This is a genomic window from Rhizobacter sp. P2_G4 (assembly GCF_056403575.1).
Genome location: NZ_JBFUFG010000001.1, coordinates 734,786 through 755,318 on the forward strand (window position 1 = coordinate 734,786; position 20,533 = coordinate 755,318).

The window sequence follows — 20,533 nt, forward strand, 5'->3', positions numbered from 1 at the left end:
GACCCTCATGATCGAACCGAGGCGCGGGCAGCCAGCGTGCTGACCCTCGAGGCGGTTCTCTCGCTGGCCCCGGACGACGCGTCGGCCAAGGCTGCGCGTGGTTTGACGGTGCCGGCCAAATGGCCGTTGCTCGGTGCCAATGAAGCGGCGGCCTGGGGCGAGTGCCAGGGCAGCGGGTCCAAGCCCTATCAGACACAGGTCGACCTGAGCGGCCCGGCCTTTCGCTGCAGCTGCCCCAGCCGCAAGTTCCCGTGCAAGCATGGCCTGGCGCTCCTGATGATGAGAGCGCAAGACGCCACCTTGTTCGCCGCGGGCGAATCCCCGGCGTGGGTGAGCGAGTGGCTGGCCTCGCGTGGCGAGAAAGCGCAGAAGAAGGAGGAGCGGCAACTCGAAAAAGCCGCAGCACCGGTTGACCCGCAGGCCGCTGCCAAGCGCGAGGGCCAGCGTTGGCAACGCATCGCCGACGCCGGGCAGGAGTTGCAACGCTGGCTGGCAGATCAAATGGCGCGAGGGCTGGGCTCACTCAACAGCGAGGTGCTGAAGAGCTGGCACACGATGGCTGCGCGCATGGTCGATGCGCAGGCGCCGGGTCTCGGGTATCGCGTTCGCGAGGCCGCGGTCGGCGTCAACAACGGGGTCGATTGGCCCGAGCGCACGCTCCACCGCCTGGGCTTGCTGCAACTGCTCTGCGAAGCCTTGCGGCGGCGTGACGCCTTGACCGCCCCCATGCAGGCCGACCTTCGTGCCGCCGTGGGCTGGCCGCACGAGAAGGCCGAGGTGGTCACCGCCGGTGAACGCGTGCCGGACCGTTGGACCGTGCTCGGCAGCGCGCTCGAGGAACGTGACGACAAGCTGACCGAGCGACGCGTCTGGTTGCACGGCCACCGCAGCGGCCGCCGAGCCTGGCTGCTCGACCACGCCTTCGGGGGCCGCGGGTTCGAGCAGGCGTGGCTGGTTGGCAGCAGCGTCGAGACGACCTTGGCGTTCTTTCCCGGTGCCAGCCCGTTGCGCGCGCTGAGCGCCGAGCCTTGCTCGGTACCCGGCCCCGCGGCTTGGCCGAGTGGGGCCTTGGGCGACGAATGGATGGCGATCGCGCAGCGCGTGTCGGCATGCCCGTGGTCCGGCTTGCATCCGCTCATCGTGAGAGACGCCGTGGCGGTGCGCTCCGGTGACGGCCTGCTCGCTGTCTCGCAGGGCCGGGCGCTCCCGCTGGCGTTGGCTGTTGCCGAACAATGGAAGCTGCTCGGCAGCAGTGGTGGCCGGCCTTGCCAGCTGATGGGGGAGTGGGACGGGCGCGTCCTGAAACCACTCTCCGCCTGGGAAGACGGGTCGCCTCTGCCGCACTGGCAAGGCGGTGCAGCATGAGCATCTGGACGCCCCTGCTGCCCTTGGCGATGGTCGGCACCGATCGCCAGGCCTCGCCGCTGCCTTCCTGGCCTGGCGAGGTGGGCCAGCTGGTGGCGCAGGTGGCCGACGCGAACGGCAACACGGCGTCTGCCGTGCTGCGTGCGGCTGCCGTGCTAGCCGCCTGTGACTTGGCGGCAACCCAGGGCGTTCTGTGGACAGAGCCGTTGCCAGCTGCCGCGAGCGACGATGCATTGCCATCTCTGCCCGACGGACCGGTGAGCCACTTGGTCGCGTGGGCGCTCAACGACGGTCCGGCGCGGCTGCAGCACGAGGTTTGCATTGCACTCGAACGAGCGCATTGCCGATTGCCGACCGCTCTGTTGCCGCAGGCCCTGGAACTGGGGCGACGGTCGTTGTCTCTGCGGCCTCTGCTGTCACCGGTGCTGGGCGAGCGAGGCCTTTGGCTGGCAGCGCAACGCGACGACTGGCGCTTTGCCGCAGGCATTAGCGCCGAAGCGCCGCAAGAAGCGCAATGGAACGAAGGAAGCTTCGAGCAGCGGCGCAACTTCCTGAGGCAAGAGCGAGCCGCCGACCCGAATGCCGCGCGCGAGCGGCTGGCAGGGGTGCTCGACGAGTTGGGCGCCAAGGAGCGCGCCGATCTGGTGGCTGAACTGAGCGAGAGGTTGAACCTCGACGACGAGCCGCTGCTCGACACGCTGCGCGCCGACCGCAGTCGCGAAGTGAGACAGGCCGCTGGCAACCTTCTTCTGCGGCTGCCCGACGCAGCCCACCCGAAGCGGGCGATGGCCCGCATGGACGCCTTGCTGAAGCACGAGCGCGTGCTGTTGCGCAAGCGCTGGCAGATCGACGCACCGGCGTCAGCGGCAAGCGACTGGAAGGCCGACAACCTCGACGCCGTTCGCCCGAAGAACGAATCGCTGGGAGAACGAGCCTGGTGGCTCTATCAACTCGTCCGGCAGGTGCCGCTCGGCTGGTGGACGCAGCACACCGGCATGAGCCCCGCCGAGCTGCTTCATTGGGCCCACGAGACCGACTGGACCGAAGCCTTGCTGCGTGGTTGGCGCGACGTGCTGTTCGCCGCGACCGACATGGCGTGGTGCGAAGCGTTCCTGGACAAGTGGCCATCGGTGGCTTTGCGCGACGACCCGGCGACCGTGCTTGCGCTGCTGCCGCCGGCGGCACGCGAGCGCCACTGGCTGAGGCAACTGCGCGAGGGCGGCACGTCGATTCACCTGGTGGTGAACCAGGTGCTCGTCGCGTGCCCGGCCGGCCAGACGCTGTCGGCCTCGCTCTCGGCCACGCTGGTCGATGCGATCCGGCGACGTGCCGAAAGCCGTGCGCTGAATGACGACTATGCGCTGCGCGGGCTGTTGCCGGACCTGTGCTGCGCCCTTCACGCCGATGCATTGCAGGGCATGTCGCAGCTGACGCGCCATCCCGACGAAACCACCTCCCTGGCCGAAGTCCTGCAGGTGACGACGCACGTCGTGGCCGTTCGGCAAGCCCTTCACTCCCTCACGATCTCGGGTACCCCATGACCGTTCAAACCAACCAGGTGATCAATCAGGTCATGCGCCAGCATGCCGAACAGCAGTTCGCAGAAGAACTGGCCGAGCTGGGCAAGTTCGATCAGCGCCCGCGGCCGGAGAACTGGGCGCTCTCGCCCTGGGCCGTGGTGCGCTATCTGATGGGCGGCAAGCTGGACAACGGCTTCGAAGTCAGCGCCAAGTACATCGGCAGCCTGCGCTTGATGGAGATTGCCGTCGCGACGCTGGCCACCGACCGCGCATTGCTGCTCTATGGCGTGCCGGGCACCGCGAAGTCGTGGGTGTCGGAGCACTTGGCCGCGGCCATCAGTGGCGACTCGACGCTCTTGATCCAGGGCACGGCCGGCACCAGCGAAGAGCAGCTGCGCTACGGCTGGAACTACGCCCAGTTGCTCGCCAACGGCCCGTCCGAGAAGGCACTGGTGCCCAGCCCGATGATGCAGGCCATGCGCAACGGCAAGATCGCGCGCGTCGAAGAGCTCACGCGCATTCCATCCGATGTGCAGGACAGCCTGATCACCGTGCTGTCGGAGAAGACGCTGCCGATTCCCGAGCTGGGCAGCGAAGTGCAGGCCGTGCGGGGCTTCAGCGTCATCGCCACGGCCAACAACCGCGACAAGGGCGTCAACGAGCTTTCAGCAGCCTTGAAGCGGCGCTTCAACACGGTGGTGCTGCCGGTGCCGGCTAGTGAAGACGATGAAGTCGCCATCGTGGTCAAGCGTGTTGCCGAGATGGGCCGCGCCTTGCAGTTGCCAGCCGAGCCGCCTGCACTGAAAGAAGTGCGTCGTATCGTGCAGATCTTTCGCGAGCTGCGCAACGGCAAGACGGAAGATGGCAAGACGCAGATCAAGTCGCCGACGTCCACGCTGTCGACCGCCGAGGCAATCTCCGTCATCAACAGCGGCCTCGCGCTGGCAGGCCACTTCGGCGATGGCGTGCTGCGTGCGCACGACATGGCATCCGGTCTCATCGGTGCCGTGGTGAAGGACCCGGTTCAGGATACCGTGGTCTGGAACGAGTACCTGGAAACCGTGATGAAGGAGCGCAGCGACTGGAAGGACCTGTACCGCGCCTTCCGCGACCAGGGCTGAAGATGACGCCCTGCACGCTGCTTGAAGCGGGTCACCGCGGCCCGGGGCTTCGATGACAGCACCTCACTACTTCGGCATTCGCCACCATGGGCCAGGGTGTGCGCGCAGCCTGCTGCGTGCCTTCGAGGCCCTGAAGCCGGATTGCGTGCTGATCGAAGGTCCGCCCGAGGGCGAAGCGGTGCTGCAGGCCGTGATGGCAGAGGGCATGCATCCGCCGGTGGCCCTGCTCAGCTACTGCCCCGATGAACCGCGCCTGGCGGTGTACCACCCCTTCGCCGAGTTCTCGCCGGAGTGGCAGGCGCTGCGCTGGGCCGTGTCGGCGGCCGTGCCCGTGCGTTTCATCGACCTGCCGCTGGTGCATGGCCTGGCGTTGGACAAGGCCGAGCGTGAGGCTCCGCCCGAGCCCGAAGCTGAAATGGAACAGGCCACCGAGCCGGCTTCATCCCCGGCGACATCCGATACCCCCGAAACCGGCGACCCGCTCAACTGGCTCGCCCATGCGGCGGGTTACGCCGACGGCGAATCGTGGTGGAACCACATGGTCGAAGAACGGGGTGACGGCGAGCAGCTGTTCGCCGCCATTGCCGAGGCCATGACCACGCTGCGTGCCGAGACGGGCGACAAGCACCGCAGCGCAGCCGAGGCACAGCGCGAGGCGATGCGCGAAGCCCACATGAGGCAATGTGTGCGTGCTGCGCTGAAAGAAGGCTTCGAACGCATTGCCGTCGTCTGCGGGGCGTGGCATCTGGGCGGGTTGGCGGCCGACGTCACCGTGAAAGCCGATGCGGCCTTGCTGAAGGGCTTGCCCAAGGTGAAGGTGCAGACGACCTGGGTGCCGTGGACCTACCGCCACCTGGCACGTGCGAGCGGCTATGGAGCCGGCGTGCAATCCCCGGGCTGGTACGAGCACTTGTGGAAGAGCCAGGACGGCCAGCAACCCCGGGCTGTCGGCTGGCTGGCGCGTGTCGCGCGCCTGATGCGTGAGCGCGACCTTGACTGTTCGTCGGCCCACCTGATCGAAGCCACCCGGTTGGCGGATGCACTCGCCGCGATGCGCGAACGCCCCGCCCCTGGGCTGGAGGAGTTGCACGAAGCCACGCGCACAGTGCTGACCCTCGGCGACGAGGCGGTGTTGCATTTCATTCATGATGCGCTGGTTGTCGGCGATCGTTTCGGCAGCGTGCCGCCCGACGTGCCGACGGTGCCGCTGCAACGCGATGTCGAACAGATGCAGAAGACCTTGCGGCTCAAGCCCGAGGCCCTGCAGAAAACGCTGGACCTGGACCTGCGCAATGCCAACGACCTGGCACGCAGCCACCTGCTGCATCGCCTGAACCTGCTCGACCTGCCGTGGGGTGCGGTCGCGAAGGTCGGTCGCTCGTCTCGTGGCACCTTCCACGAAGTGTGGACGCTGCAATGGCAGCCCGAGTTCGCACTGCGCCTGATCGAAGCCAGCCTGTGGGGCCAGACCGCGGTGCAGGCCGCCACGGCGCGCGTGATCGATCGATGCGCTGAACTGGACAACCTGGCCGATCTGTCGGCGCTGGTCGACCGCGCCTTGCTGGCCGACCTGGACGGCGCCGTGACCGCCGCCACGCGCGCTCTCGAAAACCGTGCCGCGGTGACGGGCGATGCGCTGCAGCTGCTCGCCGCCCTGCCGCCGCTGGCCAACGTGTTTCGCTACGGCAACGTGCGCCAGACCGATGCCGAGATGGTGGGCCACGTGCTGGACGGGCTCATCGTGCGCGCCGCGCTCAGCCTGCCGCTCGCCGGTTCGTCGCTCGACGATGCGGCTGCCGAATCGCTGCGCGACAAGTTGTTGGGTGCACATGCTGCCGTGGCGTTGCGCCAGGGTGATGAACAGACACGAGCTTGGCAGCGCTCGCTCGGCCAGCTGGCCGCCCAGCAGAGCGCCCACGAGTTGCTGCAAGGGGTCGCGACGAGATTGCTGCTCGACGCGGGTGCCTGGTCCACGGAGCAGGCGGCGCAAGCCCTGTCGCTGCACCTGTCGGCCGGTGCGGAGCCGTCGAAGGCAGCGGCCTGGCTGGATGGATTCCTGAACCGCAACGCGGTGGTCCTGCTGCACGATGCAGAGGTGTGGCGTCTCGTCGATGAATGGCTTGCCGGCTTGAGCAACGAGCACTTCATTCGCGTGCTGCCCTTGATCCGGCGCACGTTCTCGGTCTTCGGTGCAGGCGAGCGGCGCGACCTGGGGCAGCGTGCCGGCCGAGGTGCCCAGGCGGCCGCAGCACCGGTGGCCGCAGCCACCTGGGACGAAGCCCGCGCCGTGTTGCCCTTGCCCGTGCTGCGCCAGCTCCTGGGAGTCGAACCATGACCACACCGCTTAGCGACGAAGAACACCGACTCCGCTGGCGGCTGGTCCTGGGCGGCGAGGCCGATGCGTCTTGCGGCGTGCCGTCCGGCCCTGCGGCCGAGATGGACCAGGCCCTCGCGGCCTTGTACGACGCACAAGGCCCCGGCGGTCTGCAGTCAAAGGACCGGCGCGGCGGGCGAGGCGGCTCGGCCCCGAGCGTCGCCCGCTGGCTGGGCGACATCCGCAAGTACTTTCCGAGTTCGGTGGTGCAGGTCATGCAACGTGACGCACTGGAGCGATTGAACATGCGCGACATGCTGCTGCAGCCCGAGATGCTGCGCAGCGTGCAGCCTGACGTTCACCTGGTGGCGAACCTCATGGCCTTGTCACGCGTCATTCCTGCCGGCACCAAGGAGACCGCTCGCCAGGTGGTGCGCGCAGTGGTCGACGAGTTGATGAAGCGCCTGGAAGAGCCGCTGCGCTCTGCGATCAGCGGTGCGCTCGACCGCAGCCAGCGCAACCGCCGGCCACGTCACGCCGAGATCGACTGGCACCGGACCATTCGCGCCAACCTCAAGCATTGGCAGCCGGAGTACCGCACCGTGGTCCCGGAGACCTTGCTGGGCTATGGACGCAAGGCCCGCCGGCCGCAGCGCGAGGTGGTGTTGTGCATCGACCAGAGCGGCTCGATGGCGAACTCCGTCGTCTATGCAAGCATCTTCGGCGCCGTGATGGCCACGCTGCCGGCGGTGGCGACCAAGCTGGTGGTGTTCGACACCGCGGTGGTCGACCTGACCGAGCAGCTCGATGACCCGGTGGAGTTGCTCTTCGGCGTGCAGCTCGGCGGTGGCACCGACATCAACGGTGCGGTCGGCTACTGCCAGTCCATCATCCGTGAGCCGCGCAACACAATCTTCGTGCTGATCTCCGACCTGTACGAGGGCGGCGTCGAGGCCAACCTGCTGCGCCGTGCGATGGAGCTGGTCGACAGCGGCGTGCAGTTCATCACCCTGCTCGCGCTGAGCGACGAAGGCGCGCCGGCCTACGACCGCGCCCTGGCGGCCAAGCTAGCCGCGCTGGGTGTGCCGTCATTCGCCTGCACGCCCGATGCGTTCCCGGGCTTGATGGCCGCGGCCATTCGCCGTGACGACATCTCGTCGTGGGCGGCCACGCAGGGCATTGCCACAAGCCCCAAGGCGCGCTGACCTGTTGCCAGCCAGGTTCAGCTGACCTCGGCCGGCTCTTCCGTGGCAGAGAAGCGCATCGGCACGTCACCTCGCACGGCCGCGCCGATCACCTTGTGGATGAACTCGAGCTTCTCGATGACGGGTGCCGGCACGACGAAGGGGTAGCCGTCGTGGGAGCCGAGGCTACGCGACATGGCGTTGACGAACTGCGACACCGGCAGCCACTGTTCGATCAACGCGTGCTCGAGCGACGGTGCGGCAAGGTCCAGCGCCTGGGCTTCGACCGGCGGCGCATCGGGCAGGGCATGGCTCAGCGTGAGGCCCCACGCGGCTGCGGTTTCGAGCCCGTCCTGCAGGTGCATGTAGTGCGCCCAGCACTCGGCCCAGTCTTCCCACGGATGCGAGCTCGCATACGAGCTGACGAAGTTGTCCTGCCAGTCGGCCGCGGGCGAGGCGTAGTGCTTGGCTAGCGCCTCGGCGTAGTCGGCACGTTCGTCGCCGAACAGGGTGCGGAATTCTTCGAGCCACGGTGAGCCGTCGACCAGGCGGTCCCAGTAGTAGTGGCCGATCTCGTGGCGGAAGTGGCCGAGCAGCGTGCGGTAGGGCTCGTGCAGGTGCGCACGCGCCTGCTCGCGCTGCGCGTCGTCAGCCTCGGCGATGTTGAGCGTGATCACGCCGCTGTCGTGCCCCGTCATCACCTTCTCGGTGGGCGTGAGCTGCTCCAGGAACTGGAACGACACGCCATGCTCCGGGTCTTGCGCCTTGCTGGGCATGGGCAACTTCAGCGAGAGCAGGCTGTAGAAAAGCCGCCGCTTGGCCTGCTCGATGAGCGACCAATACGCGAGGTTCTCGGCCTTGCTCAGCGCGGGCACGATGAAGGTGGTAGCGCACGACTGGCACAGCGGGTTCGCCGAGCCGGTGGGCACCATCCAATTGCAGACCTGGTGCTGCGTGTAGTTGGAGCACGGCTGCAGCGAGGTGTCGCCGCTGGTGGCCCGCTTCCATGCGCCGTCGTCGTCGATGTCGAACGAGCCCATGCGCATCTCGGCCGGCACGAAGCCGAGCGCCGCGCCGCAGTTCTCGCAGGCCACGTTCTCGAAGAACACCCGTTGCCCGCAACGTTCACAGCTCAGGGTTTTCATGGTCTCTTGGATGTTGGAAGCGGTCAAACGGAACGGGCGCGGCACACAGGCCGCGCCCGTTCTCATGGCGTCAACTCAGGGCTTGCGGTTGGCGTCCTTGATGACTTCCTTAGCGTCGCCGTAGTTCTTCTGGGTCTTTCCTTCGACCTGCTTGGCGAGGCCCTTGGCCTGCTGCTCGGTGCTGCCGATCACCTCACCGGTCTTCTGCTGCACCTTACCTGCGGCGTCCTTGGTGGCGCCCTTGACTTGATCCTTGTTCATACGGTTCCTTCACTCAGGTTGATGAAATGGAAGGTGAAGCAACACGCCTTCCGCGTTCGATGAAGCGTATACGCGCTGCCTTTCGCGTGCTGAGGGATCAGTCCGCGGCTTGAGGTCGGAGCACTCCTACGTCAAATGACGCAGCTATCATGGCGCTGTCACCGGAGCAACCGACGATCGTCGTTTTCCCTCTGGAACATTCCCATGAAGCCCACGTCCTCACGGCGCAGCCAGCGCCCGATCGCCACACTCACCTTGATCGCCGCCGCGCTGGTGGCGACGGCTTGCGGCGGTGGTGACGACGACGCGCCGGCTCCCACGCCGCTCAAGACGCTCGATGGCGCCGCACCCCTGGTCATCGGCCACCGTGGCCTGCCGGGCTTGCACCCCGAAGAGACCGAACCGGCCTACGTGGCCGCCGCCGACGCAGGTGCCGATTCACTCGAAGAAGACCTGCACCTGTCGAAAGACTGCGTGCTCGTCGCGCGCCACAACCCCTGGCTCAGCGACAACACCAACATCACCGAAGTGGCTGCGACCAACGCCACCGTGGCCGCGCGCAAGCGCACGGTGCCCGGCCGGCTGGTCGACGTGACGTATTCGCTCGCCACCTACGGCGGCCCGGCCCAGTACCTGAGCGACCTCACCGACCCGGCCGATCCGAAGTCGGTGCTGAAGTCGCTGATTGTCGACGGCGAGGACCACACCAACGACTGGTCGATCACCGACTTCACGGTGGCCGAACTCAAGCAGTGGATCGCCGGCACCACCTACGACGCGCGCGACCAGCGCCCGACGGCCGAGAACGGCAAGTTCCCCGTGCTGACGATGCAGGAGATCATCGACCTCGCCAAGGCCAAGAGCGCCACCACAGGCCGGACCATCACGGTCTACCCCGAGGCCAAGAACCCGTACTGGAACAACGCGCAAGCCATTGCCAACGGGTGCGGCACAGGCAGCCACCCGTTCGAAGACGCCATCATCAAGCTGGTCAAGGACAACAACCTCAACAGCAAAACCTCACCGATCCTGGTGCAGAGCTTCGACCCCGCAAGCCTGAAGTACATGCGTGCCAACGGCCTGAACACACGCCTGGTGCAGCTGGTCGACGGCAACGACGTCAACTACAAGACCGGCGAGATGATCTACAAGACCGACGACGTCTACAACTTCGTCGACGGCCGCCCCTACAGCTGGACGCTCGCCGGCGACGGCCGCTTCTTCGGCGAGATGCTCACGCCCGCGGGCCTGGCCGAGATCAAGACCTACGCCGACGGCATCGGCCCGTGGAAGCCGCAGGTGATGTCGCTGACGGTGTCGCCATGGAAGGCCACCAACGCCGACGGCACGCCCTACACGGGCTCGCTGGCCGACGTGAACACGGTGACGCCGACGAGCCTGATCGCCGATGCGCACAAGGCGGGCCTCTTCGTGCACAGCTATACCTTCCGCAACGAGGCCAAGTACCTGGCCGGCGCCTTCAAGGGCGACCCGCTGGCCGAGTACCTGCCGTACTTCCGTGCCGGCATCGACGGCGTGTTCACCGACTTCGCGAACACCGGTGTCGCGGCGCGCGCGGCCTACCTGAAGGAAACCGGCCGCTGACCCCGGCGGGCTCAGGCCTTCGGTGCACGAGGCCTGCAAGAGCGGGCTACCCCGGTGTACCCTCGGAGTCCGTTGGCTGTGCCGCGGGTTCCGCGCGGCGCATCTGGGTGTCCCACCTCTTGCTCGAAGGAAAGCCATGACTGTGTTCGCCGTCTCCAAAGTCCGCCTCGACAAAGACGGGCGAGTGATCGCCGTTCTGTGGGGGCGCGTCGATACGCACACCAACGACTGGGCCGAGCCCGAGCGCGTCGCCACGGTGGATGCGGTGGTGGCGGCACTGCACGCCGGAGACCAGGTGTTCGCACTTTTCCCGAGCACGCACGGGCACCTGCCCGAGCGCCGCTTCCGGGTGGTCGATTACGACAACGGCTGGGAAAGCATCTCGCTCGATGGCCCGCCGACGCACGAGCGCGAGATACACGACATGGACCGCCTCGGCCCGAAGGACTGAGCGGGTATGAATGGACCCGCTGGGTCCGTTCACACCCTCTTAGGCGCCGCGTTCAGCCCTCGGGCAGGCTCGTGGTCTCGTCCGGGGCCACGTCGCTCAGCGGTGCGGGGTGGCGGCGATCATCGCGTTTGTCGAGCGCCGTGGTGATGGCGCGCTTGAGTTTGCCGATGGCCCCGTGGATGGCCTGGTGCGCGGTCGGCGCGTGGTCCTTCACGGCCACCGGCTCCCTGCCTTTGAGCCGAGCTTCGAGCGTGCAGTGAACGTCGTCAGGGTTGGTCTTGGAGTGGCTGTTGGCATCGCTGACGTGCGCCTCGACCCGCGTGATGCGTTCACCAAAATGGCCCAGCGCGTCTTTGACCACGGTGTCCAGGTGGCCGGCGAGGGGGTGGTTGCCGTCGACGTGCGAGTCGGTGTGCAACAGGATTTGCATGGGTTTCCTTCTTCAGCAGTGGCTCGGCTCCCGATGGTGAACCGGGGCACCGTGAAGTGAAGTCGGAAGGCAGGGCGTCTGCCTGTGGGCGCTGTCCTACCTGCGCGTGCCCATTGCGCTGACAAGGCCGGCCTTCAGCCGAAGTTCTGCACCCACTCGATGCCTTGCGTGTAGGCAGCGTCGATCGCGATCTCTTCGCTTTCGTAGTCGGCACGCTGCATCGCGATCACGCGGGGCCGCGTCGGCCAGGCTTGCTTGGAGACGATGAGCGTTGGAACGAACTTGCCGCTGTCGATGGCTTTCGCGCTGCAGATCAGTTCGTAGTCCTGGTGGCGGAAAGTCTTGATAGCGGTCATGGTTTCTTGCTCGCGCGAAAGTGACCAGTATGCGCCTCCCGTGAGACGGGGCCAGTCTGGGTTAAGGCAGGGCGTGTGGACGGCCTTAGGATCGCCGGCTCACCACATCTCCGAGGTAATGCATGAACTTCCATTTGAGCCTGACGCCGCTGATTTCACTGCTCGCCGGCATCCTGATCCTGATCATGCCCAAGCTGCTCAATTTCATCGTCGCCATCTATCTGATTCTGGTCGGCTTGATCGGCATCTTCGGCTTGAGCGCGTTGCACATCCGCTGAGGCTCAGGCGCGCGGCAGCGCGTCGGCCGCCGTCACATTGCCGAGTTCCACCACGTCGCTGCGGTCCTTCAGCTGCACGCCGGTGAGCTGCAGGCGCTGAGCTTCGCGGCACAGCCACAGCAGCTTGTGCACGGCCCGCGCGTAATTCAAGCCTTCGGGCCGCACGTTCGAGATGCAGTTGCGCTCGGCGTCGCTGCGGCCGCTGCGCGGCGCCCACGTGAGGTACAGCCCCAGGCTGTCGGGAGAGCTGAGGCCGGGGCGCTCACCGATCAGCATCACAACCAGCTTGGCGTGCAGGCGCTCGCCGACCACGTCACCGAGCGCCACGCGCGCTTGCTGTGCAACCACGACGGGGCCGAAGCGCCAGGCCGCCGGAGCCTGCGCGCGGATCTGCTCGATCAGCGGCACGGCGTGGCGGCTGACAGCCAGCGATGACAGGCCGTCACCGATCACGAGTTGCACGTCGCACCCGCCCGGCGAGGCATGTTCGCTCAGCGTGGCGAGCGAGGCTTCATCGAGTCGCCGGCCGAGGTCGGGGCGCAGCAGGTAAGTCGCGCGGTCGACCGCCGCGCTGTGCACCGCCACGGTCGGCCAGCCCTTGGCCTGCAACTGCTCGCAGAGCAGCGGCACGTCGAGCGGCAGATGCACCGCGTCGCGTGCCAGCGCGTGGGCATACGCAAAGCCCAGCACCTCTTGCGTCGGCATGCTTACGCCCGATCGGCCAAGTGCCACGCGCGCCTGTGTGTGCACACGCAGCTCGCCCCAGGGGTCCGGCGTGACGAGGGTGTTGTCAGCCATGCGAGGCTCGTGTGACGCTCAGGCGGCCAGGCGCGGCGCGCGCATCTGCTCGATCAACTGGTGGCCCGACAGGATCGGTTTCACGCGGCCGGCGGGGTCGGTGATGTTCATCTTTTGCAGCCAGGCCTCGAACTCGGGCGCGCGTTGCAGGCCCAGCACCTCGCGCAGGTACAGCGCGTCGTGGAACGAGGTGCTCTGGTAGTTGAGCATGATGTCGTCTGCACCCGGCACGCCCATGATGAAGCTGAGGCCGGCGGCGCCGAGCAGCGTCATCAGGTTGTCCATGTCGTCGGAGTCGGCCTCGGCGTGGTTGGTGTAGCAGACGTCGCAGCCCAGCGGCAGGCCGAGCAGCTTGCCGCAGAAGTGGTCTTCAAGGCCGGCGCGGATGATCTGCTTGCCGTCGTACAGGTACTCCGGCCCGATGAAGCCGACCACGGTGTTGCTGAGCAGCGGCGCGTACGCACGCGCCACCGCATAAGCGCGCACCTCGCAGGTCTGCTGGTCGACGCCATGGTGGGCGTTGGCCGACAGCGCCGAGCCCTGGCCTGTCTCGAAGTACATGACATTCGCAGTCGTTGGATCGCCCACCGTCGCTCGCTTGAGCGACAGCGCGGCCTCGCGTGCCTCCTTCAGCACCGCGAGGTTGATGCCGAAGCTGGTGTTGGCCTGCTCGGTGCCGGCGATCGACTGGAACACCAGGTCGACCGGCGCGCCTGCCTCGATCGCCTGGATGGTGTTGGTCACGTGGGTCAGCACGCACGATTGCGTGGGGATCTCGAAGCGTGAGATCACCTCGTCCATCAGGTGCAGCAGGTCGACCAATGCCGGGATGCTGTCGGTCGCCGGGTTGATGCCGATCACCGCATCGCCGGCGCCATACAGCAGGCCGTCGAGCATGGACACCGCGATGCCTTGCGGGCTGTCGGTCGGGTGGTTGGGCTGCAGCCGCACCGACAGGCGGCCCGGCAGCCCGATGGTGTTGCGAAAGCGGGTGACGACATGGCACTTGCGCGCCACGAGGATCAGGTCCTGGTTGCGCATCAGCTTGCTCACCGCGGCCGCCATCTCGGGCGTGATGCCGGCATGCACGCGAGCGAGTGCGGCGCTGTCGGCCGCGTCGGACAGCAGCCAGTCGCGAAAGCCACCGACGGTGAGGTGCGAGATCTCGGCGAAGGCCGCCTTGTCGTGCGTGTCGATGATGAGGCGCGTGATCTCGTCGCTCTCGTAGGGCACGAGCGCTTCGTCGAGAAAGCGCTGCAGCGGCAGCTCGGCCAGGCACATGCGCGCGCCCATGCGCTCGGCGTAGCTCGTGGCCGCCACGCCGGCGAGCTGGTCACCCGAGCGCAACGGCGTGGCCTTGGCCATCACCGCCTTCAGGTCGGCGAACTGCCAGGTCTGCGTGCCGATGCGGTGGTGATAGGGCATGTGTTCGTTGCCTCGATGACCTGGTTGGCGGAGCTGCGGCTGCCGAGCCGCACGGGCTCAGCCGGCGGTCGACACGATGGCGGCGGCCGCCTCGCGGCGCTTGCTGCCACCGAGCATGAAGACAACATACGCCAGGATCATGATCCCGGCAAACACGCCCGCCAGCAGGGTGTTGTAGTACACCATCGCGGCCAGGCAGAGCACCGCCAGCGCAAGGGCAATCGCAGGAAACACCGGGTAGCCGATGGCCGGGAAGGGCCGCGCCAGGTTCGGTTCCTTCTTGCGCAGCGCAAACAGGCTGAGCATCGACATGATGTACATCACGATGGCACCGAACACCGACATCGTGACGATGTTGGCCGTCAGCGTCTGCCCGCCGAAGGAGAAGAGCTCGTCGCTGAAGATGGCGGCGATGCCCATCACGCCGCCGGCCAGCACGGCGCGGTGCGGCGTGCCGAAGCGAGGGTGGATGGCAGCGAAGAAGCTGGGCAGGTAGCCCGCCCGGCCGAGCGCGAAGATCTGCCGCGAGTAGCCGAGGATGATCCCGTGGAACGAGGCCACCAGCCCGAACAGGCCGATCCACACCAGCATGTGCAGCCAGTTGCTGTTGTCGCCCACCACGGCCTTCATCGCCTGTGGCAGCGGGTCGTTGATGTTGGACAGCTTGCGCCAATCGCCCACGCCGCCGGCGAACACCATCACGCCGATGGCAAGCAGCACCAGGGTGACGATGCCGGCGATGTAGGCCACCGGAATGGTGCGCTTCGGGTCCTTGGCTTCTTCGGCGGCCATGGCCACGCCTTCGATCGCCAGGAAGAACCAGATCGCAAATGGAATCGCGGCAAACATGCCCGAGAAGGCGACCACGCTGAACGTGTCTTGGCCGGCCCAGCCGTGGGCCGCGAAGTTGGCGACCGAGAAGCCCGGTGCGACCACACCCATGAACACCAGCAGCTCGAAGATTGCAAGCACGGTGACGATGAGCTCGAAGGTCGCCGCGGTCTTCACGCCCACGATGTTGAGCGCCATGAAGATCATGTAGGCGCCGGTGGCCATGAGCTTCTGGTCGGCCCCCGGAAACTGCACCTGCAGGTACGAGCCGATCGCCATCGCGATGGCGGGTGGCGCGAAGACGAATTCGATCAGCGTGGCGAAACCGGCGATGAAGCCGCCCACCGGGCCGAAGGCGCGCGACGCATAGGCGAAGGGCCCGCCGGCATTGGGAATCGCGGTGGTCAGCTCGGTGAAGCTGAAGATGAAGGTGGTGTACATCGCCGCGACGACGATGGACGTGATCATGAAGCCCAGCGTGCCGGCGGTCGCCCAACCGTAGCTCCAGCCGAAGTACTCGCCCGAGATCACCAGCCCGACGGCCAGCCCCCACAGATGCCAAGCGTTCAACGTCGGTTTGAGGTGACCCGTTTGCATGAAGGCTCCAATCAGAAGACGGCGGTGGTGGAAACTGCGCGGCACGGAACTGGCAAGTTCCATGCCGATGCAGTACCCGCACTCCATGCGGATTGGAGGCCGTCAAGCGGCGTCAGGGCGGGCCGTCAGTGGCGGCGGTCTTCTTCCTTGCCCGACTCGGTCTGGGCATCGAGCCCGCGCGCGGGCGATTCGAACACCTGGCCTTCGTCGTCGTTCGACTCGATCAACTCCTCGATCAGGAAGTTGCCGTACTTCTGTGCGCGCTCGGCGTGGAAGGACTTGGCGATGTCGGCCACCCGGCGCGTCTGCTCTTCCTTCGGTGCGTGCACCACGAGGAAGCTGTAGCCCTCGTCGGCCAGCGCGGCATGGGCGCGCACGAGGTTGGCCTCCTGGCCCAGGTCGGCCAGCGGGCTGGCGCGGGCGAGGTCGATCTTGGCCTGCGCCTTCATCTGCTCGGGCGAGTAGCGGATGACCTGGTCACCCTGCCAGCCTTCGCGGCCCAGCGCATCGGCCGCGCCTTCCATGTCCTGCACGGTGGGGAACGAGATGACCACGTGGTTCACGGGCGAGAACACACCGAGGGTTTCGGGGCGGGATTGCTTTTGCATGGCGGCTCCTCTGAGCAGGGCTCGACGAGCCCTTTGACGAGCCATGCTGTGGCAGATGCCGGGTGACGTCACCCGGACCGCTGCGCATACCGGTGTCGGCAATCGCCTACGCCGGGAGGGAGCTCACTCGCCGGCGCGCAGCCCTTGTTGCCAGAGCGGCCAGGCTTGGTCAAAGGGCGTCTCGGCCGCCTTGAACGCGGTGGGTGCGGCGGCGAGCCGTATCCACGCCAGCGTGTCGTGGTGGCTGCCGGGGTAAGCCGGGTCATTGCGGAATTCGACGAGCCAGGCGTGCACCTCGGCATAGCGCTCGGGGTGGTGGCGCTGCGTCCATGCGAGGCCGACCAGGTCGGCGAAGGCTTCTTCGCGGCGGGTGTCCTGCATCTCGCGCAATTTCTGGCCCAGCTGCGGGTCGGCCGGTGCGGTGTCGCGCGTGGAGGCAAAGCCAGCGGGCAGCGTGTGCCAGGCACCGCGCACATAGCGCCAGCAGTGGCCGAGTTCGTGGGCCGCCATCGCTTCGACGACCGGTTTCAACAGGGCGGGCGGGATGGCATCGAGCGTGGACTGCGCTTCGGGGTTGCCGCGCATCGACAGCACCAGCTTGCAGCGCCCCTCGATGAAGGCCATGGCCAGCGGGGCGTTGTCGGGGGTGGGTTGGGGCTGCACCACGATGTCGAGCGGCAGGCCCTGTTCGCGTGCATAGGCGACGGCGGGCCAGCTTAGGGTGATCCAGCGGTTTTCGGTGTCGGTCAGCGCCGACGCGTCGGCCCAGGCCGCTCCGGCCAACCCGCACGCAAAGGACGCGATCAAATGCTTCCACATGCCGCCATTGAATCGGGACGCGGCCTTGGGTATCGGTCGATGTCTGCCGGGAAAGCACGACTTTTCCCGAAAACAGCGGGCGCAAGGCGGCGGTGGCCGCGCTACGCTCGGGCGATCCAACTCTGTTCTCGCCATGAAGGGTTTCCCTGAACTGCTGAGCGACATCGGCGCCGGGCTCGACAGCGGCACGCTCTCGCTGCCAGGCGCCTCCTTGCGCGTGGCGGAGCACGTTCAGGGCCAGCTTCAGTGCTCTCGCGTGAGCCTGTGGGCGGTCGAGAGCCAGTCTGGGCCGCGGGTGATGCGCCGACTCGCTGGTTTCGATGGTGCAAGCCGCATACCCATTACCGAGCCGCTCGTGATCGGTGGGCCGAACCTGGACGACTACTTCGATACGCTGATCGGGCAGGGCATCTACGCCAGCCACGACGCCTGGGCCGACCCGCGCCTGCAGGCGATGGTGGCCAGCTACCTGGTGCCGAACGACATCCGCTCGTCGCTTTATGCAGCAATCGGCGTCAACGGCAGCACCTGGGGCGTGCTTTGCTGCACGCAGCTCGGCCAGACACGGCAGTGGACGCCGAACGAGGTGCGGCTGCTGAAGCGCTTTGCCGATGCGATCTCGGTGCGGCGCGCGCGGCGCCGCCGGCGCGAGGCCGAAGCGCAGTCGCTGATGCAGCGGCTGCTGCACCCGCATCTGCAGGCTACGGGCACGACGGCGTCATAGCGCGGCTTCGCAGTTCTGCCGCTCAGGCGGGTTTCACCAGCTTGAAGGCGTGCGCCCATTCATTGCGCAGCATGCCGGGGATGCACCACAGCATGCACAGCGGCTCGATGGCGCGTGCGGCTTCGGCACGGCCCATGTCGGCCACCTCCCAGCCGGTTTCGCGCACCAGCGAGGCCACGTTTGCCTTGGCCGCCTCGTTGTTGCCGGCGATGAACATCGTGGGCGGGCCGCCGGCGAATTGCGGGTCGACCATGTGGGCAGCACCCACCGAGTTGTAAGCCTTCACGAAGTGAACGGCGGGGAACTCGCGCTGCAGTGATTCGAGCAGCGATTCGTTCGGGCCGGTGAAGAACTGCAGCACGCCGTTCATGGGCGGCGCATCGGCAATGGGGTTGCAGGCGTCGATCACCGCCTTGCCGGCCAGCGCTTGCGGCCCGGCTGCCTTGATGGCTGCGATGGCGGCTGTGCCTTTCACCGCGAGGATGACGACCTCGCCGAAAGCCGCGGCCTGCGCGAAGCTGCCGGTTTGCGCGCCGCCGGTGCCCGCCGCCCAGGTGGCGAGCTTGGCCGGGTCAGACGTGCCGAGCAGCACCTCGTGGCCTTTGCGGCGCAGGCCCGCGCCGAGGGACTTGGCGACGTCGCCGGAGCCGATGATGCCGATCTTCATGTGAGTTCCTTTCAAGGAAGTGGTGGGTGAGTGGCTTCACTGTAGAAACGAAGGCCTCGGAACGGAAGTCATCTGCGGTTGATGAATTGATGAATTCGAGTTGAGAATGCATCCATGAAGAATCTGCAGGGACTGCTCGCTTTCGTTGAAACCGCCGTCAGCGGCAGCCTCACTGCCGCGGCCGAGCGGCTTGACCTGACGCCCGCGGCAGTCAGCAAAAGCTTGGCGAAACTGGAGCAGCAGCTGGGCGTGCGGTTGCTGAATCGCAGCACCCGGCGGCTGTCGCTCACCAGTGAGGGCAAGCAGTTCCTCGCCGAAGCCAGGGTGGCGTTGCGCCAGCTCGACCAGGCCGTGGCGGGGGTGTCGCAATCGGCACGCGAACCGGCCGGCCGCGTGCGCATCTCGGTGGGCATGGCCTTCGGCCGGCGCTGGCTGCTGCCGGCGCTGCCTGCCATCACGGCACAGTACCCGCAGCTTGCAATCGACGTCGACCTCGACAACCGCGCGGTCGACCTGGTGGCGCAGGGCTACGACATCGGCGTCCGCGGCGCGGTGATCGAAGACTCGAGCCTGATCGCGCGACGCGTCTGCGCGCTGCCGGTGGTGCTGGCGGCCAGCACGGCGTACTTGAAGAACGCCGGCGTACCGACCTCACCCGATGAGCTGCAGGGCCACCGTTGCGCCACGGTGCGCTTCGAGGCGCAGCCGGCGCAGGTGTGGCGCTTCGTGCGGCCGGGCGGGCGGCGGCTGGAGATCACGCCCGAAGCGCAACTCACGGCCAGCGACCCCGAGGCGCTGATCGACCTCGCGCTGGCCGGCGCGGGCATCGTGCAGGTGGGGCTGCACCATGCGCTGCCCCACCTGCGTGCCGGCGGCCTGAAGCTGCTGATGCCTGGCGTGCACGAGCCGGGCAAGCGCGAGATCGTCGTGCACTACCCGCATCGCCAGTACCTCGCGCCGCGCGTGCGCGTGGTGGTGGACGGGCTGCTCGCGCACTTCGCCGCGGCTGCCGATCTGCACGTGAAGGTCGATCAGGTCGTAGCCGAGATGCCGCAGTGCGTGGCCGGTGCGGCACTGGCCGCGAAGCGAGCGCGCCGCAGCTGAGCCCTCAGGCCTTGGGGCGTGCTGGCCAGCGGGTCGCGAGCAGTGCCATCGCCATCAAGCCCACGCCGAGCAGCTGCACGCGGTCGAGCGCGCGGCCGTACACCGCCCAGTCGACGATCACCGCGGTGATGGGGTAGACGAACTGGAGCACCGCAATGCGCCCCGCCGCGAGCCCCGACATGCCGGCGAACAGCAGCACATACGCCAGGCCGGTGTGCACCACGCCCAGACCGACCAGCCAGGCCCACGGTGCGCCCAACGGCGGCAGCCCGTGCCAGAGCAGCCACGGCAGCGTGAGCACCGTGCCGGCGAGGCACTGCCACCACGCCAAGGCGAGCGGGCTTACCGTGCCGGCCGAGCGCGCGATCAGCGTGACCACGGCATAACTCAGCGAGCCACCCAGGCACATGGCCACGCCCCAGAGGTAGGACGGCTCGAGTGCCATCGCGCCGTGGCCGAAGATGCCCATCGCGAGCGTGAGGCCCACCAGCGCCAGTGCGGTGGCGGCCCACTGCCGGCGTGAGACCGGCTCGTGCAGCCACCACGCCGCCAGCGCCATCACCCAGAACGGCTGCACATGGAAGACGACGGTGGCGACAGCGATCGACGTGCGCTCGATCGCGGCGAAGAACAACGACCAGTTCAGCACCGTCAGGCTGCCCGAGCCGAGCGCGATCAGCAGGCCCCGGCGCGAGAGGCGGAACTCACTCAGCCGACCGGTTGCCGCCGCCCAGGCCGCCAACGCGAGCGCACCGAAGGCACAGCGGAACCACACGGTGGTCAGCGGGTCTTGTGCCGCTTCCTCCACGAACACACCCAGCGTGCCCAGCAGCACGCCGCCGGCCACCATGCGCCACGGGCTGCCCTGTGCTGCGATTGCAGGTGAAGAGGGCGCTGGCAGCGCGAGCGAGGCGGGAGTGTTCGTCATGC

At 67.4% G+C, this 20,533-nt stretch carries 21 protein-coding genes; 10 read left to right on the forward strand and 11 right to left on the reverse strand.

All coding sequences use genetic code 11. The annotated features are described in order from the left end of the window. Nucleotides 1-36 precede the first annotated feature (36 nt). Genes AC1DYS_RS03535 through AC1DYS_RS03555 form a run of 5 tightly spaced genes read left to right on the forward strand, consistent with a single transcriptional unit; the run spans nucleotide 37 to nucleotide 7,525 of the window. A complete protein-coding gene (locus AC1DYS_RS03535) occupies nucleotides 37-1,365 on the forward strand; it encodes an SWIM zinc finger family protein (RefSeq protein WP_477896097.1) in 1,329 nt (442 codons plus the stop codon). Continuing rightward, the gene (locus AC1DYS_RS03540) at nucleotides 1,362-2,906 is read left to right on the forward strand and encodes a DUF5691 domain-containing protein (protein WP_477896099.1); all 1,545 of its coding nucleotides are present in this window, start codon (nucleotides 1,362-1,364) and stop codon (nucleotides 2,904-2,906) included. The genes AC1DYS_RS03535 and AC1DYS_RS03540 overlap by 4 nt, the downstream gene beginning before the upstream one ends. Nucleotides 2,907-2,926: 20 nt before the next feature. Continuing rightward, the gene (locus AC1DYS_RS03545) at nucleotides 2,927-4,006 is read left to right on the forward strand and encodes an ATP-binding protein (protein WP_477897258.1); all 1,080 of its coding nucleotides are present in this window, start codon (nucleotides 2,927-2,929) and stop codon (nucleotides 4,004-4,006) included. Nucleotides 4,007-4,058: 52 nt separating this feature from the next. Further along, on the forward strand, nucleotides 4,059-6,341 hold the full coding sequence (locus AC1DYS_RS03550) for a DUF5682 family protein (RefSeq protein WP_477896101.1): 2,283 nt from the start codon (nucleotides 4,059-4,061) through the stop codon (nucleotides 6,339-6,341). Beyond that, the gene (locus AC1DYS_RS03555) at nucleotides 6,338-7,525 is read left to right on the forward strand and encodes a VWA domain-containing protein (RefSeq protein ID WP_477896103.1); all 1,188 of its coding nucleotides are present in this window, start codon (nucleotides 6,338-6,340) and stop codon (nucleotides 7,523-7,525) included. Before AC1DYS_RS03550 ends, AC1DYS_RS03555 begins: the two co-directional genes overlap by 4 nt. A gap of 17 nt (nucleotides 7,526-7,542) precedes the next feature. Here the strand turns inward: AC1DYS_RS03555 and AC1DYS_RS03560 are convergent, their stop codons facing one another. Together AC1DYS_RS03560 and AC1DYS_RS03565 are read right to left on the reverse strand one after the other, a co-directional pair. Further along, nucleotides 7,543-8,649: a zinc-binding metallopeptidase family protein gene (locus AC1DYS_RS03560; protein WP_477896105.1), complete on the reverse strand. Its 1,107-nt coding sequence runs from the start codon at nucleotides 8,647-8,649 to the stop codon at nucleotides 7,543-7,545. Between the two features lie 75 nt (nucleotides 8,650-8,724). Further along, nucleotides 8,725-8,910, reverse strand: coding sequence for a CsbD family protein (locus AC1DYS_RS03565; RefSeq protein WP_477896107.1), 186 nt, complete (start codon nucleotides 8,908-8,910; stop codon nucleotides 8,725-8,727). A gap of 204 nt (nucleotides 8,911-9,114) precedes the next feature. Between AC1DYS_RS03565 and AC1DYS_RS03570 the strand changes: the two genes are divergently transcribed. Both AC1DYS_RS03570 and AC1DYS_RS03575 read left to right on the forward strand, forming a co-directional pair. After that, nucleotides 9,115-10,515, forward strand: coding sequence for a glycerophosphodiester phosphodiesterase family protein (locus AC1DYS_RS03570; RefSeq protein WP_477896109.1), 1,401 nt, complete (start codon nucleotides 9,115-9,117; stop codon nucleotides 10,513-10,515). A gap of 136 nt (nucleotides 10,516-10,651) precedes the next feature. Further along, complete coding sequence (locus AC1DYS_RS03575; protein WP_477896111.1) at nucleotides 10,652-10,966, forward strand: hypothetical protein; 315 nt, start codon at nucleotides 10,652-10,654, stop codon at nucleotides 10,964-10,966. Between the two features lie 52 nt (nucleotides 10,967-11,018). On the opposite strand, the gene AC1DYS_RS03580 is transcribed toward AC1DYS_RS03575, so the two are convergent. Beyond that, nucleotides 11,019-11,396 (reverse strand): HPF/RaiA family ribosome-associated protein, encoded by a 378-nt coding sequence (locus tag AC1DYS_RS03580; RefSeq protein ID WP_477896113.1) that lies wholly within the window; start codon nucleotides 11,394-11,396, stop codon nucleotides 11,019-11,021. A 134-nt stretch (nucleotides 11,397-11,530) separates the two neighbouring features. Beyond that, a complete protein-coding gene (locus AC1DYS_RS03585) occupies nucleotides 11,531-11,752 on the reverse strand; it encodes a hypothetical protein (RefSeq protein ID WP_047497361.1) in 222 nt (73 codons plus the stop codon). 122 nt (nucleotides 11,753-11,874) lie between these two features. Between AC1DYS_RS03585 and AC1DYS_RS03590 the strand changes: the two genes are divergently transcribed. After that, nucleotides 11,875-12,030, forward strand: coding sequence for a DUF3096 domain-containing protein (locus AC1DYS_RS03590; protein WP_477896115.1), 156 nt, complete (start codon nucleotides 11,875-11,877; stop codon nucleotides 12,028-12,030). Between the two features lie 3 nt (nucleotides 12,031-12,033). On the opposite strand, the gene eutC is transcribed toward AC1DYS_RS03590, so the two are convergent. The 5 genes from eutC to AC1DYS_RS03615 all read right to left on the reverse strand — a co-directional run bounded on the left by eutC (nucleotide 12,034) and on the right by AC1DYS_RS03615 (nucleotide 17,108). Continuing rightward, a complete protein-coding gene (eutC, locus tag AC1DYS_RS03595; RefSeq protein WP_477896117.1) occupies nucleotides 12,034-12,828 on the reverse strand; it encodes an ethanolamine ammonia-lyase subunit EutC in 795 nt (264 codons plus the stop codon). Nucleotides 12,829-12,846: 18 nt separating this feature from the next. Continuing rightward, nucleotides 12,847-14,253, reverse strand: a complete 1,407-nt coding sequence (locus AC1DYS_RS03600) for an ethanolamine ammonia-lyase subunit EutB (protein ID WP_477896119.1) — start codon at nucleotides 14,251-14,253, stop codon at nucleotides 12,847-12,849. A gap of 57 nt (nucleotides 14,254-14,310) precedes the next feature. Next, a complete protein-coding gene (gene eat / locus AC1DYS_RS03605; protein WP_477896121.1) occupies nucleotides 14,311-15,681 on the reverse strand; it encodes an ethanolamine permease in 1,371 nt (456 codons plus the stop codon). A gap of 125 nt (nucleotides 15,682-15,806) precedes the next feature. Next, complete coding sequence (locus AC1DYS_RS03610; RefSeq protein ID WP_477896123.1) at nucleotides 15,807-16,289, reverse strand: hypothetical protein; 483 nt, start codon at nucleotides 16,287-16,289, stop codon at nucleotides 15,807-15,809. 123 nt (nucleotides 16,290-16,412) lie between these two features. After that, nucleotides 16,413-17,108 carry a hypothetical protein gene (locus AC1DYS_RS03615; protein ID WP_477896125.1) on the reverse strand — a complete coding sequence of 232 codons (696 nt, stop codon included), beginning with the start codon at nucleotides 17,106-17,108 and terminating at the stop codon, nucleotides 16,413-16,415. 133 nt (nucleotides 17,109-17,241) lie between these two features. On the opposite strand from AC1DYS_RS03615, the gene AC1DYS_RS03620 reads away from it, so the two are divergent. Beyond that, on the forward strand, nucleotides 17,242-17,832 hold the full coding sequence (locus AC1DYS_RS03620; protein WP_477896127.1) for a GAF domain-containing protein: 591 nt from the start codon (nucleotides 17,242-17,244) through the stop codon (nucleotides 17,830-17,832). A 22-nt stretch (nucleotides 17,833-17,854) separates the two neighbouring features. Here the strand turns inward: AC1DYS_RS03620 and AC1DYS_RS03625 are convergent, their stop codons facing one another. Then, nucleotides 17,855-18,499, reverse strand: coding sequence for an NADPH-dependent F420 reductase (locus AC1DYS_RS03625; RefSeq protein WP_477896129.1), 645 nt, complete (start codon nucleotides 18,497-18,499; stop codon nucleotides 17,855-17,857). A 114-nt stretch (nucleotides 18,500-18,613) separates the two neighbouring features. Between AC1DYS_RS03625 and AC1DYS_RS03630 the strand changes: the two genes are divergently transcribed. Next, nucleotides 18,614-19,603, forward strand: a complete 990-nt coding sequence (locus AC1DYS_RS03630) for a LysR family transcriptional regulator (RefSeq protein ID WP_477896131.1) — start codon at nucleotides 18,614-18,616, stop codon at nucleotides 19,601-19,603. 4 nt (nucleotides 19,604-19,607) lie between these two features. On the opposite strand, the gene AC1DYS_RS03635 is transcribed toward AC1DYS_RS03630, so the two are convergent. Continuing rightward, on the reverse strand, nucleotides 19,608-20,531 hold the full coding sequence (locus AC1DYS_RS03635) for a DMT family transporter (RefSeq protein ID WP_477896133.1): 924 nt from the start codon (nucleotides 20,529-20,531) through the stop codon (nucleotides 19,608-19,610). Nucleotides 20,532-20,533: the final 2 nt, after the last annotated feature.

Excerpts from the sequence above, each read along its gene's own strand:
- AC1DYS_RS03540 (WP_477896099.1), top strand. The coding sequence starts at position 1,362 with ATGAGCATCTGGACGCCCCTGCTGCCCTTGGCGATGGTCGGCACCGAT.
- AC1DYS_RS03550 (WP_477896101.1), top strand. The coding sequence starts at position 4,059 with ATGACAGCACCTCACTACTTCGGCATTCGCCACCATGGGCCAGGGTGT.
- AC1DYS_RS03555 (WP_477896103.1), top strand. The coding sequence starts at position 6,338 with ATGACCACACCGCTTAGCGACGAAGAACACCGACTCCGCTGGCGGCTG.
- AC1DYS_RS03560 (WP_477896105.1), bottom strand. The coding sequence starts at position 8,649 with ATGAAAACCCTGAGCTGTGAACGTTGCGGGCAACGGGTGTTCTTCGAG.
- AC1DYS_RS03565 (WP_477896107.1), bottom strand. The coding sequence starts at position 8,910 with ATGAACAAGGATCAAGTCAAGGGCGCCACCAAGGACGCCGCAGGTAAG.
- AC1DYS_RS03570 (WP_477896109.1), top strand. The coding sequence starts at position 9,115 with ATGAAGCCCACGTCCTCACGGCGCAGCCAGCGCCCGATCGCCACACTC.
- AC1DYS_RS03575 (WP_477896111.1), top strand. The coding sequence starts at position 10,652 with ATGACTGTGTTCGCCGTCTCCAAAGTCCGCCTCGACAAAGACGGGCGA.
- AC1DYS_RS03580 (WP_477896113.1), bottom strand. The coding sequence starts at position 11,396 with ATGCAAATCCTGTTGCACACCGACTCGCACGTCGACGGCAACCACCCC.
- AC1DYS_RS03585 (WP_047497361.1), bottom strand. The coding sequence starts at position 11,752 with ATGACCGCTATCAAGACTTTCCGCCACCAGGACTACGAACTGATCTGC.
- AC1DYS_RS03590 (WP_477896115.1), top strand. The coding sequence starts at position 11,875 with ATGAACTTCCATTTGAGCCTGACGCCGCTGATTTCACTGCTCGCCGGC.
- eutC (WP_477896117.1), bottom strand. The coding sequence starts at position 12,828 with ATGGCTGACAACACCCTCGTCACGCCGGACCCCTGGGGCGAGCTGCGT.
- AC1DYS_RS03600 (WP_477896119.1), bottom strand. The coding sequence starts at position 14,253 with ATGCCCTATCACCACCGCATCGGCACGCAGACCTGGCAGTTCGCCGAC.
- eat (WP_477896121.1), bottom strand. The coding sequence starts at position 15,681 with ATGCAAACGGGTCACCTCAAACCGACGTTGAACGCTTGGCATCTGTGG.
- AC1DYS_RS03610 (WP_477896123.1), bottom strand. The coding sequence starts at position 16,289 with ATGCAAAAGCAATCCCGCCCCGAAACCCTCGGTGTGTTCTCGCCCGTG.
- AC1DYS_RS03615 (WP_477896125.1), bottom strand. The coding sequence starts at position 17,108 with ATGTGGAAGCATTTGATCGCGTCCTTTGCGTGCGGGTTGGCCGGAGCG.
- AC1DYS_RS03620 (WP_477896127.1), top strand. The coding sequence starts at position 17,242 with ATGAAGGGTTTCCCTGAACTGCTGAGCGACATCGGCGCCGGGCTCGAC.
- AC1DYS_RS03625 (WP_477896129.1), bottom strand. The coding sequence starts at position 18,499 with ATGAAGATCGGCATCATCGGCTCCGGCGACGTCGCCAAGTCCCTCGGC.
- AC1DYS_RS03630 (WP_477896131.1), top strand. The coding sequence starts at position 18,614 with ATGAAGAATCTGCAGGGACTGCTCGCTTTCGTTGAAACCGCCGTCAGC.
- AC1DYS_RS03635 (WP_477896133.1), bottom strand. The coding sequence starts at position 20,531 with ATGACGAACACTCCCGCCTCGCTCGCGCTGCCAGCGCCCTCTTCACCT.